The 13,986-nt window shown below is 71.2% G+C and carries 13 protein-coding genes; 11 read left to right on the forward strand and 2 right to left on the reverse strand.

Annotated elements, in window-relative coordinates:
- Window positions 1–643 precede the first annotated feature (643 nt).
- Together LAJ19_RS12050 and LAJ19_RS12055 are read right to left on the reverse strand one after the other, a co-directional pair.
- Window positions 644–1,660: an MBL fold metallo-hydrolase gene (locus LAJ19_RS12050; protein WP_225475992.1), complete on the reverse strand. Its 1,017-nt coding sequence runs from the start codon at window positions 1,658–1,660 to the stop codon at window positions 644–646.
- Window positions 1,661–1,932: 272 nt separating this feature from the next.
- Entirely contained in the window at window positions 1,933–2,583 is a 651-nt protein-coding gene (locus tag LAJ19_RS12055; protein ID WP_225475993.1) for a trimeric intracellular cation channel family protein, read from the reverse strand.
- Window positions 2,584–2,806: 223 nt separating this feature from the next.
- Here LAJ19_RS12055 and rpmF point away from each other — a divergent pair, with 223 nt between their 5' ends.
- From rpmF to lpdA, 11 genes are all read left to right on the forward strand, one after another.
- Window positions 2,807–2,989, forward strand: a complete 183-nt coding sequence (gene rpmF, locus LAJ19_RS12060) for a 50S ribosomal protein L32 (RefSeq protein ID WP_225475994.1) — start codon at window positions 2,807–2,809, stop codon at window positions 2,987–2,989.
- Between the two features lie 341 nt (window positions 2,990–3,330).
- Entirely contained in the window at window positions 3,331–4,110 is a 780-nt protein-coding gene (locus LAJ19_RS12065) for an AIM24 family protein (protein WP_225475995.1), read from the forward strand.
- A gap of 229 nt (window positions 4,111–4,339) precedes the next feature.
- Window positions 4,340–5,680 (forward strand): AAA family ATPase, encoded by a 1,341-nt coding sequence (locus tag LAJ19_RS12070; RefSeq protein WP_225475996.1) that lies wholly within the window; start codon window positions 4,340–4,342, stop codon window positions 5,678–5,680.
- 62 nt (window positions 5,681–5,742) lie between these two features.
- The gene (locus LAJ19_RS12075) at window positions 5,743–6,672 is read left to right on the forward strand and encodes an AEC family transporter (protein ID WP_225475997.1); all 930 of its coding nucleotides are present in this window, start codon (window positions 5,743–5,745) and stop codon (window positions 6,670–6,672) included.
- Window positions 6,673–7,142: 470 nt separating this feature from the next.
- Window positions 7,143–7,274, forward strand: coding sequence for a hypothetical protein (locus LAJ19_RS21695; RefSeq protein ID WP_255639834.1), 132 nt, complete (start codon window positions 7,143–7,145; stop codon window positions 7,272–7,274).
- Between the two features lie 447 nt (window positions 7,275–7,721).
- A complete protein-coding gene (locus tag LAJ19_RS12080) occupies window positions 7,722–8,210 on the forward strand; it encodes a hypothetical protein (RefSeq protein WP_225475998.1) in 489 nt (162 codons plus the stop codon).
- A gap of 189 nt (window positions 8,211–8,399) precedes the next feature.
- On the forward strand, window positions 8,400–9,572 hold the full coding sequence (gene hemW / locus LAJ19_RS12085; RefSeq protein ID WP_225475999.1) for a radical SAM family heme chaperone HemW: 1,173 nt from the start codon (window positions 8,400–8,402) through the stop codon (window positions 9,570–9,572).
- An 89-nt stretch (window positions 9,573–9,661) separates the two neighbouring features.
- A complete protein-coding gene (locus LAJ19_RS12090; RefSeq protein WP_225476000.1) occupies window positions 9,662–10,258 on the forward strand; it encodes a TetR/AcrR family transcriptional regulator in 597 nt (198 codons plus the stop codon).
- A 31-nt stretch (window positions 10,259–10,289) separates the two neighbouring features.
- Window positions 10,290–11,201 carry an ABC transporter ATP-binding protein gene (locus LAJ19_RS12095; protein ID WP_225476001.1) on the forward strand — a complete coding sequence of 304 codons (912 nt, stop codon included), beginning with the start codon at window positions 10,290–10,292 and terminating at the stop codon, window positions 11,199–11,201.
- Window positions 11,198–12,325, forward strand: coding sequence for an ABC transporter permease (locus tag LAJ19_RS12100; RefSeq protein WP_225476002.1), 1,128 nt, complete (start codon window positions 11,198–11,200; stop codon window positions 12,323–12,325). The genes LAJ19_RS12095 and LAJ19_RS12100 overlap by 4 nt, the downstream gene beginning before the upstream one ends.
- 108 nt (window positions 12,326–12,433) lie before the next feature.
- Entirely contained in the window at window positions 12,434–13,837 is a 1,404-nt protein-coding gene (gene lpdA / locus LAJ19_RS12105) for a dihydrolipoyl dehydrogenase (protein ID WP_225476003.1), read from the forward strand.
- Window positions 13,838–13,986: the final 149 nt, after the last annotated feature.

The following is a 13,986-nucleotide window of genomic DNA, read 5'->3' on the forward strand; positions in this document are numbered from 1 at the left end:
ACGGTGCGGGCAGTTGACCCATCACTGAGGGGCGTGTCAGGAGGCTGCAGGCCGCCCAGCGGTCGTCCAGCTCACCGCCTTGCCGGTGGGGTAGGGCCGCACGGAGCAGGGGCGCCCACTAAGCCGGGCGCGGTCCTTGTCAGGAGCGGCACGTCCGCGTATCTGCGATTCACGTGACCGGGTCGGCTGGTCGCGTGCACTTGAAGTCCAGCAGGCCAGTCCAGTGGGTGACCTCCCCGTGGATCAGCCGCCGGGGTCACGCCGGCCCGGGCGGTGCAGGCCCGGCGCGGATGTCAGCGGTGCAGCGCGACCTCCTGCGGACAACGCTCGGGAGTCGCCGTCCGCATCACTCCGGTGCAGGTCTCCGGCTGGAGGCCCATTTCATCGGGCAGGGTTGGGCCGGGGGCGGGCAGCGCACGGGCAGGGCGAGCGTGCGGGAGCCGGGACCCAGCCGTGCAGGATTCACAGTGCCCCGGCTGCCGGGCAGGGCCGCGTTTCAGGGTGGGCCGGTTCGGCCCGCCTGACGCCACGCGGCGCAGCACGGGCACGTCCGGGCCGTGAAGCACATGCCGGTGGCTCAGGCGAATACACCTACCCTGCGGTTGGGGGTGCGCAGTGCCAGTCGTGGCTCAGGCGGGCGGCGTCATGCGCGCGTGAACAGCGCCGCGCCGTCCTCGCGGGCCGTTTCGGTCAGCTGACCGCGCGTGGTGAGGTGCTCGGCGAGAGCGGCGGTCTGGTCGAGCAGCAGCACCGCCTGCATGGTCCGCAGGCGCGGGTGCAGGAGGCCGAGCAGGTCGTGGATGGTGACGGGGCGCGTGGTGGCCTCAAGGAGGAGGCGGAGCTTGTCGGCGTACCGGTCGCGCAGCGCCTGAATGCGGCCCCGCCAGTTGGGCATGGGGCCGTCGTGCCCGCCCAGGGCGAGGGTCACGCCGTGCAGGGTTTCGGTGCGGTCCAGTGAGCTCAGGTAGGCGGTGAGGCCAGCGCCGCGCTGGAAGCGGCCTGGCATCAGGGGTGGGGAATTGAGGGGCAGCAGGTGATCGGCGCTGAGCAGCAGGTCGTGCAGGCGCAGGCACAGCTGGTTGCCTTCATGACCGGGGGTGTGAATCACCTGGAAGACGCTGTCGAGGGTGTCGCCGTCGTGCAGGGGAGTGGCGACCAGAACGCCGCGCGGCAGCAGAGGGGTGCGGCCGCGCCGCCGGATGCGGGTATCGAGTTCGCTGCCAGCGGGCAGCCCCAGCCAGGCGGCCTGCGCGTCGGGCGCGGTGAGCCAGGCGTGTGCCAGGGCGTCCGGGTGTTCAATGAGGGGCGCCGCTCCGTGGTACGCGGCGGCGGGCGCGTGGGTCAGCTCACGCAGGGCGCTCAGGCCCCCGACGTGGTCCGGGTGGGGGTGGGTGATGATGATGCGGCGCAGGGCGTCCCAGGTCACGGCCTCGCCGTGTTCGCTTCGGACCCTGCTGAACGCCGCGGTCAGGTCCGCGAGACTGTCCGGGTGGTGGCTGCCGGTGTCCACCAGCGCGGTGTAGGCGGGGGCCTGCGGGTCGCCCAGTACGGTGAGGTACACGTTGGCCTGGAAGTGCGGGAAGGCCCGCACCGGGAGGGTGTACACGCGCGCTCCGCCGCTCGTGGTATGCCGCGTGGGGGTCGGAGCGGCGTCGGTCATGGCCTGACTCTAGCCGCAGTGCCCTGTCCTGTGCCCCTGCCCGGCAGTCAGGACCTGTTCGGCTGCCGGGCGCACGGCCTGATGGCAGACTTGGTACCCTGCCGGCACGGAACACACCAGCCCAGTCTCACCACGGTGGGTTCAGGGGCGGCCGTATAGGCCCAGCCCTGACAGTGGCCCGCCCGGGTTGCTGGCCTGGCGTGCGGGTGAGGATGCCTGCCAGCGGTTCTCCCTCTCCGGGTAGGTGTACTCACGGACGGCCGGTGGGCCGCTCAGCCTTCAGGCAGGCGGCGTACGGGAAGCTTCACCCAGCCGCGGCGGGACAGCCAGCGCAGCGCCACCACGACGAGCGCGCCGCTGAACTGGGCCTGAAATGGCGTGACGTGTGCGGACAGGATCCACACGGTCAAGGCGCCGGCGGCGGCGGCTGTGGCGTACAGCTGCTCGCTGCGGTACATGATTTCCGGAACTTCGTTGGCGATCAGGTCGCGGATCACGCCGCCGCCCACGCCGGAGAGCATGCCGGTGAACACCACGCCCAGCGGCCCCAGTCCGAAGTTGATGGCGCCGACTGCGCCGGACGCCGCGAACAGCGCCAGGCCCGCTGTATCGAACACGCTGAGGGTGCGCTCGAAACGCGCGAGGCGCGCGCCGAACAGGAAGGCCAGTGCGGACCCCAGCAGCGCCGCCCACAGGTACGATTCGTCCCGCAGGAACAGGGGTGGGGTCTGTCCGGTCAGGGTGTCGCGGATGGCGCCGCCGCCCACGGCGGTCACGCAGCCCAGCACGAGCACCCCGAACAGATCAAAGCGTTTGCGTACGCCCAGCAGTGCGCCGGACATGGCGAAAGCCAGCACGCCCAGCAGGTCCAGGGCGTGCAGGCCTGCTTCCAGGGTGACGGGAGCCCACAGGAGTTCATGCACGGCTTCCACTGTAGAACCTGGGACGGTCGTCCCGGGCCGGCCCGACTGGGTTCACGTGGACGCCGTGTGCAGCGGCGCGCGTGAGGTTTGCGGCGCAGGGTGCAGGTGGGTGGTGGCGGGTGAGGCGCTTGTGGTATACTCCCCGCTGTTGTCTCGCCCGGGCGCTCCGGGACCGAGAATCGCGCCCCGGCGAGAAACGCCGTGCGGCTCAGGAGAACCCATCATGGCCAAGCACCCCGTTCCCAAGAAGAAGACCAGCAAGAGCAAGCGCGACATGCGCCGTAGCCACCACGCCCTCGTCGCGCCCAACCTGACCGAGTGCCCCCAGTGCCACGCGAAGAAGCTCAGCCACCACATCTGCCCCAGCTGCGGTTTCTACGACGGCCGCCAGGTGCTTGCGGTCTGACGACCCCCGCACTTATGGGACGCCCCTGCTTACGCGGGGGCGTTTCTGTTGTGTTAAACAACGCTGGTTCCGCAGGTGGCCCTGCCACCTGCGCCAGTTCCCGCCCGGCGGGCGGCGCGGGGCCTGCCACTGCATACCGGTTGTCGCAGGGATCTGCCCGGAGTCCGTGTTAGGCGACGTTTTTCCTGTTCACTTCCTGTGCTTGACTCACCCTGCATACCGGGGTATATTGTTTTTATCACCGTCCGCGAAGGGCGGGTTTTTCGTTTTGTCCCAGCCTGGGACCACCCGGCCGCGTCGCCCCAGGGAACCCAGCTCATCTGGGGTCCGTAACGGCAGGTATGGAATTCACCTGGAGGGGCAGCACGGAACGGGAACTGAGCGCGCAGGGCCACCGCCTGGAAGTCATCGAGTACAGCGCCGAACCCATGGAAGCCGCGCTGGTCGGGTACCACCAGACGCTCAGTCGCCCGGACCGCTGGCGGCAGCTGGCGGTGCACGTCTCCCCCGGTTCGGGTGTCGGCAACGCCGTGCTGGAGCCCGGCGCGCTGCAGTACCTGCGCGGCAACCTGGACATGCAGGCGGTGAACGCCGGAGGCGGCAGCGGTCTGGGCGGGTTCCTGCGCGGCGCAGTGACGGCCGCCGCGACCGGCGAGGGCCTGTACAAGACGGCCTTCAAGGGAAGCGGCGTGCTGTACACCGAGCCCACGCGCCTGCACCTGCTGCTGGGGGAACTGCACGGCGAAGGCCTGATTGTGGATGACGGGGCGTTCGTGGCGTGCGTGGGGGACCTCACGGTGGGCCGGCACGTGAACCAGGGGTTCGCGCAGATGGCCGGCAGCGGCGAGGGCCGCGTGCAGCCCAAACTCACCGGGCGCGGCCTGTTCGCCCTGCAGAGTCCCGTTCCACCCGAGGAGTTCCAGGTGCTGGAGTTGCAGGGCGACACCCTGAAGGTGGACGGCAACCTGGTGGTGGCCTACACGGACGGCCTGGAGTTCCGGGTGGAGCGCAGTGCCCGCGGCCTGCTGGGCAGCGGGAAGACCGGTGAGGGGTTCGTGCAGGCCTTCCGCGGCACGGGTCGCGTCTGGCTCGCCCCGACCCTGCCGCTGCACCAGGGCTGAGCAGAGCAGGCCAGCGGGCGGGGGGCGCCCCTGGCCAATTGGCGCAGGACACCGGCGGGAGGGGCAGGTACGGTAGGAGCAGGCCAGGACGCGGCGAACGCGGCGTCCGGCGCAGGGGGCGGACCACGTGCCCAGCTTCCCTGCTTTCCCTGCCCGGTCCCTCCTGCCCTGTGGGCGGGCGGAGCGGGTTGCCTCTCCCGTCTGCGTCTTTTTTCTGCGGAAGTGCTCCATGACGATTCCTGAACCCCTGACCCTCTGGCATGAGCTGGAGGCCGCTGTCCGTCACACCCTCACGCACAACGAACTTGCGCAGGGCGGCCTGCTCATCGCGGCGCTCAGTGCGCTGGCCGTGCAGGCCAGGACCCTGCCCGCGCAGCTGCTGAGCAGCCTGAAGAACCGCTTCACGGTGACGCTCGACGTTCAGGGTGACGACGCCGCGTTTCCCTGGCTGGCCGCGTGGCTGGCCGCGCAGCCCGTCGGGCGGCACCTGCGGCACCTGGGCGTCGTGACGCGCTTCAACGAGCAGATGGGCGGCCAGAACCTGAACCTCGGCGTGGACCGTGACGGGGACGAAGTGAACGTGCGGCTCGTTCCGCTGAGCGGGCAGGTGCTGCTGCGCTACCGCGGGCACTGGCTGCTGGCCCGCCCGGCACGCACGCAGCGGCAGGCCGGGAGCGGCATGCTGGGCGGGTTCAGCCACAGCCTCACGTTCCGCATGCTGTCCGGCGCGCGGGCCGTGCTGCCGGAGCTGCTGCGCGACGCGTACGAAAGCACCGCCGGGCGCAGCGACGGCCGCGTGGAGATTCACGTTCCGGAATACCAGGGCTGGTCGCTGGCCGAGCGCCGTCCTGCCCGCCCGCTCGGCAGCCTGATCTACGCCCCGGGCCTGCTGGACACCCTTCAGGATGACCTGGCGGCGTTCTTCCGGGACCGTGAGTGGTACGCGGGGATGGGCATTCCGTACCGGCGCGGGTACCTGCTGCACGGCCCGCCCGGCAACGGCAAGAGCAGCCTGGTCGCGGCGCTCGCCGGACAGTTCGGGCTGAACGTGTGCGTGCTGAACCTCGCGACGCCTGACCTCACCGACGACCGCCTGACCAGCCTGCTGAGTGGCCTGCCGCGGCGCGCGCTGCTGCTGCTCGAAGACATCGACGCGGTCTTCGTGGGCCGCGAGCCGCGCGCACCGGGTGTGAAATTGTCCTTCAACGGGCTGCTCAACGCCCTGGACGGCGTGGCTGCCGGGGAGGGCCGGGTGACATTCATGACCACCAACGACCTGGGCGGCCTGGACGCCGCGCTGATCCGTCCGGGCCGCGCCGACCGGCACGTGCACCTCGGGAACGCCGCGCGGACGCAGGTGCAGGGCATGCTGCGCCGCTTCTGGCCCGACTGGACGCCCGGGCAGGTGGAAACCCTGGCGGCGCAGGTGCCTGACGGCCTGCTGAGCATGGCGCGCGTGCAGGAGTACCTGCTTGAACGCCGGGCCGACCCGGACGCCGTGGCGCGTGACTGGGCGCAGCTGGTCACGCCCCCCTGCCCGACGCGGCTGCGCCTGCAGCGCGCCGGCTGAGTGCCGGCAGCTGCCTGCACCGCCCGGCCGCCCGGCCCGGCCCGGCGTGGCAGCATGGCGGGGTGATTCAGGCCCTGAGCAACGTGCTGCTGCCCGTCATGCTGGTCGCCGGACTGGGGGCGGTGCTGGCCGCCCGTTTTCCCATTGATCAGGCGACGATGGCGCGGGTCACGCTGTACCTGCTCTCCCCGGCGCTGGTGCTAAACGTGCTGCTGACCACGCCAGTGCAGCTGGGCGAGGTGCTGTCGATGGGCTCGGCGTACGCGCTGACCGTGGCAGGCTGCCTGGGTCTGGGCTGGCTGACCGGACTGGGCCGGCCGCAGGCCGAGCGGCGCAGCCTGACCGCTTCGGTGGGCATATGGAACAGCGGGAATATGGGCCTGCCGATCGCGCTGTTTGCGTTCGGGCAGGCCGGGTTCGCGCGGGCCACGTTGCTGTTCCTCATGTCGTTCGTGGGCATGTACGTGATCGCGCCGTTCGTGTACAGCGCCGGACTGCGCGGGCCGGCGCACGCCCAGGTCGGTGCGGGGCCGGGAACGCTCGTCCTGAACGTACTGCGCCTGCCTGCCGTGTGGATGGTCGTTCTCGGCGTGACACTGCGGGCCCTGCACGTGACCCTCCCTGAAGGCCTGTCGCGGGGGGTGGAGCTGCTGGCGCAGGCCACCCTGCCCGTGGTGCTGCTGTCCCTGGGCCTGCAACTGGGTGCGGGCGGCTGGCCGCGCCTGGACGCCCGGGTGTGGCTGGCAACGGCGGCGCGGCTGATCGGCGGTCCACTGCTGGGCCTGGGTGCGGGACTGCTGTGCGGCCTGCGCGGGGACACGCTCGGGGTGCTGGTCCTGTCGGCAAGCATGCCGACAGCCGTGAACGCCCTGCTGATCGCGCGGGAGTACGGTGGGGATACAGACACGGTGGCCCGCACGGCGTTTCTCAGCACGCTGTGCAGCGTGCTGACGATCGCGGCGGTGGTGGCGGCACTTCCCCGTCTGGCCTGACCGGGTGTGGCCAGACCCGCGCTGCATACGGTCAGGTCCGTGTGGTGTCAGAAGAATTCCGGCTGGCACGCTGTTTCTGCTGCGCCCGGATTGAGCTTGACGGGCGCTGCATACCGCGCTATGCTGTTTTTATCACCGTCCGCGAAGGGCGGTCTTTCTGTTTCTGGGCCAATGAACGCGGTCCTGAACCACGCCGGAACCCCCGCGCCGTCCGTCAGGTCTGCCTGAGGCTCCGCTGCATAGCACACGAGCCGAGCCCCGGGCGGAAACGTCCGCCCAGCCGCAATTTTCCGGATCACTCCGCACCCCTTGACCGGACGTGCATACCGCGGTATTCTTTGTCTATCACCGTCCGCGCAGGACGGATTTTTTATTTCAGGGGGCGGGTGTGCCCCAGGATACTCAAAGTTCGCCCAAGATCACCGTTCAGCACGCGTCTGTGAGGCCAATTCAGACTAAGGGGAATGCGAATGCCTCTGAATCGGAGTGTCCGGCAGGCGAAAGTCGAGTGGCGTGTCAAGTACGGCAGCCGCTGCAACGGAGGCCGCACCGGCCGGCTCAAGGTCCGCACCCCCAAACCACACCGCCGGGGCGCCTCCTGAGCCCTCAGCCCGGGCGCCGCGCGGTCATCGGGGCCACCAGCCAGCGCAACCGGGCGCGCAGCCGCCGCACCTCCGCAGCCCGAACCTCCTCACCCGGCGCTCAGGCGCGCACGTCCGCCCTTTCATCCCCGGCCAGCAGACAGTCCAGCAGGCGCCGTAGCCTGCGGTTCCGCCGGTAGATCCAGCCAGCAGGCCCGGCAGGATCAGGCCGGACAGCGGCGTGGTGCGGCGGCAGGTCATCCAACCGCCTCTCGAGCGCACTGCGCATTCCCATCTGTGCCTTGCATGCCACGCCGATCACGGCACGCAGCGTCCCCTCCGCGAGGGCCAGGGGCACGCTGCACGCCACACGTGGGCCGCGCCTCGTCGCGCGGCAGTTCCAGCGGACGGACGCCGGGCGCAGTCATGCCGGACAGCCTGCCTGACCGGGCCGGTATCCTGACCGGCATGCAGCACACCCGCACCTGGTCTGACGTGTACGGCAGCGCCCGCGCTCTGTTCGAGGGACGCGCCGGGGGGCACGCCTGGCTGATCGCCGCGCCTCCCGCCCTGGCCCGCCTGCTGCCCGCGCAGCTGGAGAGCGTGGACGGCAAGGGCCGCGTGGCCCTGGTGGTGCACGAGGGCCTGACTCCCCTGCTGGCCGCCGTGCAGCAGGAGGAGCCTCGCGGCGTGATCGTGGTGGCGGCCGGCGCCCTGAGCCGCGGCCCGGCCCTGACCGTGCCGGACACACTGGTGGATGATCTGGGCGGTGTGCCGTTCCGGGATGGTGGGGCGTTTCCCGCCTGGGTGGGCGCAGACGGGCAGGGTGACCGGGCAGGCGAGTGCGCCGCGGCGTCTGCAGTGGCGGGCCTGGGCGTGCCTGTCGTGGTGACCACCCCGGACGGCGTGGCGGCGGCCCTGACCGCCTGGATGGACCGCACCCCCCACGGGCGCTGAGACCGGGCGGGCGGCGCCGGACACAGGAGGAAACGCGGCGGCCAGGGTCCGGGCATCCCCGCCCGTGCCGTGCGGCCCTGCCGGGCGCCCTTCCGCACGTGGGTGGGGCCTGCGGCGGGGTGGGGCCTGGGGGCACATTGGTGAGGCGCGTGTCGGTCGTGCCCGCAGGATGCGCGTACACTGCCGCGCGTGACCGTGCCTGCCCCCGTCTCCCCCACCCCGGCCCTGGATCCGGTGGTGCGGCACCTGTACGTGCACGTGCCGTTCTGTCCGACCATCTGCCCGTACTGTGATTTTCACGTGCTGACGCGCCGCGCCGGACTGGTCGAGCGGTACCTGCGGCGGCTGGAGGAAGAGGCCGCGCAGCTGGCCGGAACGTACCGCGTGGATCTGGACACCGTGTACCTGGGGGGCGGCACGCCGAGCTTCCTGCGGGATGAGGAACTGCAGGCGCTGGTGGGAAGCGTCCAGCGTCACCTGGGCTGGGGCCGCGTGGAGAACACGCTGGAGGTGAATCCCGGCACGGTGAGTGAGGCGCGCGCGGCACACTGGCAGGCGCTGGGATTTGACCGGGCGAGCGTGGGGGTGCAGAGCCTGGACGACGCCACGCTGCGGTTCCTGGGGCGTCAGCATGACGCGGCGCAGGCGCGGGACGCCGTGACGACCCTGGTCAGGCGGGGCGTGCGGGTGAGCGGTGACCTGATCACGGCCGTGCCGGGGCAGCCGCTCGCGGCGGACATTGACGGGCTGGTGAACCTCGGGGTGGGGCACGTGAGCGCGTACACACTGACCATCGAGCCCGGTACGGAGTTTGCGCGCCGCGGCGTGACTGTCGAGGAGGACGATGAGCGGCGCGGGTTCGAGGAGACGCAGGCGCGTCTGGATGCGCTGGGTTTCACGCGGTACGAGGTGAGCAACTACGCGCGGCCCGGACAGGCGTCCCGGCACAATCTCGCGTACTGGCAGGGCCGCACGTACCTGGGCCTGGGGCCGGGCGCGGCCGGGCATTACCCGGCCGGTGAGGGGGGCGGGCGCGCGGAGGATGGGCGGCCGGTGCTGACGACCCGGCGCACGAATCCGCACCTGCACGAGTGGCTGACGGGCGAACAGGGTGAGGTGGAGGCCATCGACGCGCGGGAGTTCGTGACGGACGCGCTGTTCATGGGCCTGCGCCTGCGCGCGGGGGTGGACCTGGCGGACCTGTCGCGCCGCAGCGGCCTGAACGTCCGCGAGGCGTACGCCGCGCCGATTGAGGCGAATGTGGGGCGGGGCCTGCTGGTCCTGGATGGGAATCAGCTGCGCGCCACGCCGAACGGCTGGTGGGTTCTGAACCGCGTGGTGACGGATTTCCTGGACCTCTGAGGCTGGGCTTCCCCGAGAGGTCCGGCTGCCCCGGGTCCTGGTGCAAGCAACCACTTGCATGCATGGGCGGGGTGGCGTACGCTGCACCCATGACCCGTCCACCTGACCCCGACGCCACCACCGACGCGATCCTGGACGCCACGCTCGACGTCCTGGGGCGCGCCGGGCTGCGCGGCGCCACCACGCGCGCCATCGCCGCGCAGGCGGGCGTGAACGAGGTCACCCTCTTCCGCCGCTACGGCACCAAGGCGGCGCTGATCCGCGCGGCGCTGCTGCGCCAGGCACAGGGCCTGGGGGCGCGCGGCGTGCACGACACCGGGAACCTGCACCACGACCTCGTAACCCTGGTCCGCGCGTACCAGGAGGCGCTGACGCGGGTGGGGCCGGTCCTGGGCGTGCTGCTGACCGAACTGCCCCGCCACCCGGACTACCTGCCGGTGCTGGACGGCCCGAAGGCGCTGTTCGGGCAGGTGGGCGCGCTGCTCGGCGCCTACCAGGCGCGCGGGCAGCTGCGGCCCGAGCCGCTGGGAACGCAGCTGCCCGCCCTGATCGGCCCGCTGGTCCTGCCGTACCTGCTTGCGCCCAGCGTGACCGGGCTGCTCCAGGCGGACCTGCCCGGCGCAGGCCCCCTCGCCCCGGACGCAGACGCGCACGTGCAGGCGTTCCTGCGCGGCCGCGCGCCCTGACCCCACTCACCCACGCCCCCGAGAGGTCCGCATGAACGCCATCGAGACCGTGAAACTCAGCAGACGCTACGGCCCGCGCGAGGTCGTCCACCCCCTGACCCTGACCGTGCCCGCCGGCAGCGTGTTCGGGTACCTCGGCCCGAACGGCGCTGGAAAGACCACCACGCTGCGCCTGCTGAGCGGCGTGCTGGCCCCCAGCGGCGGGACCGGCACGGTCGCCGGGGCCAGCCTGAGCCGCCCGGACGACGTGAAAGCCCGCATCGGGTACGCGAATCAGGCGGCCAGCGTGTACCCGGACCTGACCGTCGAGGAGAACCTGCGCTTCAAGGCTGCGCTGTCCCTCGGCGCGCGTGAGGTCCAGCGCGCCGTGGAGGACACCCTCGACCGCCTGGGGCTGGGTGCGTGGCGGAGGACGCTGGCCGCGCGGCTGTCGGGCGGGTGGCGGCAGCGGCTGTGCATCGGGACGGCCATCGTGCACAGCCCGCAGGTGCTGTTCCTGGACGAGCCCACGGCGGGCCTGGATCCCCTGGCGCGGCGGGAACTGTGGGACGTCATCTACGCGCTGACGGCGCGCGGCACGACCGTGTTCGTCACGACGCATTACATGGACGAAGCGGAACGCTGCCAGCAGCTCGCGCTGATCGCCAGCGGCACCATCCTCGCACGGGGCACGCCGCACGAACTGCGCGCCTCGCTGGGCGGCGTGCGCTTCACGCTGCGCGGCCCGGACCTGCCGGAGCTGCTGCGCGCGGCCCGCGCGGCGCCCGGCGTGAGCGGCGCGTGGATCATCGGGGATGAGGTGCGCGTCACCGCGCCCGACGCCTCCCCCGGCGCGGCCCTGCGCGCCCTGGGGACCGCGCAGGAGGTGCCCGCCACGCTGGAGGACGTGTTCGTCGCGTACGCGTCGGCGCTCCCGGCGCGGCCCGGGGAGGCGCGCGCATGACGGGCTCCACGCCCGTGGGCCGCACGCTGGCGATCGCCCGGAAGGAACTGCTGCACGTGCGGCGAGACGCGGTGCTGCCGCGCCTGATCGTGCTGCTGCCGGTCGTGCTGCTCCTGCTGTTCGGGTACGCGCTGAACACGAACGTCCGCGACATCCGGCTGGCCGTCGTGGACGGGTCACGCGACCGGGTCAGTGAACGCATTACGGCCACCTTCCGCGCCGAGGACCGCTTCGAACCCCTGACGTACGCCAGCGAGGCCGAGGCGCTGGCCGCCGCGCGCGCCGGGCAGGTCCGCGCGGTGCTGACCATCCCGCCGGACGCGCAGGCGGCGCTGCGCGCGGCGCGGCCCGTGCCGTTCACGTTCGCGGTAGACGGCAGCGACCCCACCTTCGCGGCGCAGGCCCGCGCCGCCGCCGCGGCCGCCACGCAGGACCTGCTGAAATCGCTGGGCGCGGTGCGGGCCGCGCAGGGCAGCCTGAGCCTCCCCGCGCAGCCCACCCAGGTCACGCTGTTCAACCCGGAGAACCGCAGCGCGCTGTACCTCGTTCCGGGCCTGTCGGGCCTGATCCTCACGATGATCTGCGTGATGCTCACCGCGCTGGCGGTCGTGCGTGAACGCGAGACCGGCACCATCGAGGCGCTGATCGCCACGACCGTCAGGCCCGCCGAGGTGATTCTCGGGAAGCTGCTGCCGTACTTCGCGTTCGGGTCACTGGACGCCGCGCTGGTCCTCACGCTGGGCCACTGGCTGTTCGGGGTGCCCATGCGCGGCAGCGTGGGCCTGCTGGTCCTTGCGGCGCTGCTGTTCGTGGTGGGCAGCCTGGGCCTGGGTCTGCTGATCTCCACGGTGGCCCGCACGCAGCCGCAGGCGATGTTCGCCACGCTGGCGATCATCCTGCCCAGCGTGTTCCTGAGCGGCTTCCTGCTGCCGCTGGAGGGCCTGAACCGCCTTTTCAGCGGCCTGTCCAGCCTGGTGCCGCTGCGCTACTACCTGCAGGCCGTGCGCGGCCTGATGTTGCGCGGCGCCACCTCGGACGACCTGCGGGGGGCGTTCCTGGGCCTGACGGTGTTTGCAGTCGTGGCGCTGGCGCTGGCCAGCCTGCGTTTCCGCAAGACGCTGTGACGGCGGGGGTCACCCCGGCTGTTTCACCAGTGGCAGTTGTGAATCGCGCCTGTCCAGCTATGCGGGCAGGTCAGTGACGGCTCACTGGGGGCGCGTTAGACTGCCTTCATGACGAAATCCTATGACTACGACGTGCTCGTGATCGGCGCGGGCCCCGGCGGGTACCACGCCGCGATCCGCGCGGCGCAGCTGGGCCTGAAGGTCGCCTGCGCCGAGCGTGAGGCCGTGGGTGGCGTGTGCCTGAACGTCGGCTGCATTCCCACCAAGGCGCTGCTGCACGCCGGGGAGCAGATCGCGGCCGCGCGGCACGCGGCGGACTTCGGCCTGACCTTCGGCGAACAGCGCATGGACATCGCCAAGCTGAACGGCTGGAAAGACGGCATCGTGAAGAAACTGACCGGCGGCGTTGGCAGCCTGTTCAAGGCGAACAAGGTCGCGCACCTGACCGGGCAGGCCAGCTTCGTGGACGACCACACCGTCAAGGTGGGGGACAAGACCGTCACGGCCGGCAGCATCATCATCGCGACCGGCAGTGAACCCGCCAAACTCCCGGGCCTGGACGTGGATCAGGTGCAGATCGTGGACAGCACCGGCGCGCTGGTCATGCCTGACCCGGTGCCGGCGCGGATGCTGTGCGTGGGCGGCGGCGTGATCGGCTTCGAGTTCGCGCACGTGTACACCAACATGGGCAGCAAGGTGAAGGTCATTGAATTCCTGCCCACCATCATTCCCGGCGCGGACGCCGACGCCGTGAAGGAATTCCAGAAGGCCATGAAGAAGCAGGGCATCGAGATCGCCGTGCAGACCAAAGCCAACCGCGCAGAGAAAAAGGCCGACGGCATTCACGTGGAACTTGAGGACGTGAAGACCGGCACGAAAACCGTGGAGGTGTTTGACCGCGTGCTCGTGGCCGTGGGCCGCCGGCCCCGCACCGACGGCCTGAACGCCCAGGCGGCCGGCGTGGCTGTGACCGAACGGGGCTTCATTCCCGCGGACAAGCAGCAGCGCACGAACGTGCCGCACATCTACGCCATCGGCGACGTGGCGAGCAACCCCATGCTGGCGCACAAGGCCATGAAAGAAGGCCTGGTGGCCGCCGAGGTGATTGCCGGGAAACCGGCCGAGCAGGACGCCGTGGCGATTCCCGGCGTGGTGTACACCAGCCCCGAACTGGCCTGGGTGGGGCTGACGGAGCAGGAAGCCAAGGACAAAGGTTACGAGGTGAAGACCGGGAACTTCCCGTTCAGCGCCTCAGGCCGCGCCATGACGCTGCAGCAGACCGACGGGTTCGTGAAGATGGTCGTGGAGAAGGACACGGACCTGCTGCTCGGCGTGCACATTGTCGGGCCTCACGCCAGCGACCTGCTGGGCGAGGCGGGCCTGGCACTGGAAATGGCCGCCACCGCCAGCGACATCGCGCTGACCATCCACGCGCACCCCACCCTGGGCGAGAGCGTGCTGGAAGCCGCCGAGGCCGTGCACAAGCAGGCAATTCACATCATGAACCGCTGACGCCGGGCAGGGTGCGGGCGGCGCGGGCATGCCCGCGCCGCCCGTTTCCTCTGAGGTGAAGGAGAGACGGCGCGAAGATGCCGGCCTCCAGACGCTGGAGTCGTCTGGCTACCCGCCTGACGCTCAGGCACGGCGGGCCGACCCGGACC

This window comes from Deinococcus taeanensis (genome assembly GCF_020229735.1).
GTDB lineage: Bacteria > Deinococcota > Deinococci > Deinococcales > Deinococcaceae > Deinococcus > Deinococcus taeanensis.

What these genes read in the sequence shown, in the direction of transcription:
- LAJ19_RS12050 (WP_225475992.1), bottom strand. Translation starts at nt 1,660, where the DNA reads ATGACCGACGCCGCTCCGACCCCCACGCGGCATACCACGAGCGGCGGA.
- rpmF (WP_225475994.1), top strand. Translation starts at nt 2,807, where the DNA reads ATGGCCAAGCACCCCGTTCCCAAGAAGAAGACCAGCAAGAGCAAGCGC.
- LAJ19_RS12065 (WP_225475995.1), top strand. Translation starts at nt 3,331, where the DNA reads ATGGAATTCACCTGGAGGGGCAGCACGGAACGGGAACTGAGCGCGCAG.
- LAJ19_RS12070 (WP_225475996.1), top strand. Translation starts at nt 4,340, where the DNA reads ATGACGATTCCTGAACCCCTGACCCTCTGGCATGAGCTGGAGGCCGCT.
- LAJ19_RS21695 (WP_255639834.1), top strand. Translation starts at nt 7,143, where the DNA reads ATGCCTCTGAATCGGAGTGTCCGGCAGGCGAAAGTCGAGTGGCGTGTC.
- LAJ19_RS12080 (WP_225475998.1), top strand. Translation starts at nt 7,722, where the DNA reads ATGCAGCACACCCGCACCTGGTCTGACGTGTACGGCAGCGCCCGCGCT.
- LAJ19_RS12090 (WP_225476000.1), top strand. Translation starts at nt 9,662, where the DNA reads ATGACCCGTCCACCTGACCCCGACGCCACCACCGACGCGATCCTGGAC.
- LAJ19_RS12095 (WP_225476001.1), top strand. Translation starts at nt 10,290, where the DNA reads ATGAACGCCATCGAGACCGTGAAACTCAGCAGACGCTACGGCCCGCGC.
- LAJ19_RS12100 (WP_225476002.1), top strand. Translation starts at nt 11,198, where the DNA reads ATGACGGGCTCCACGCCCGTGGGCCGCACGCTGGCGATCGCCCGGAAG.
- lpdA (WP_225476003.1), top strand. Translation starts at nt 12,434, where the DNA reads ATGACGAAATCCTATGACTACGACGTGCTCGTGATCGGCGCGGGCCCC.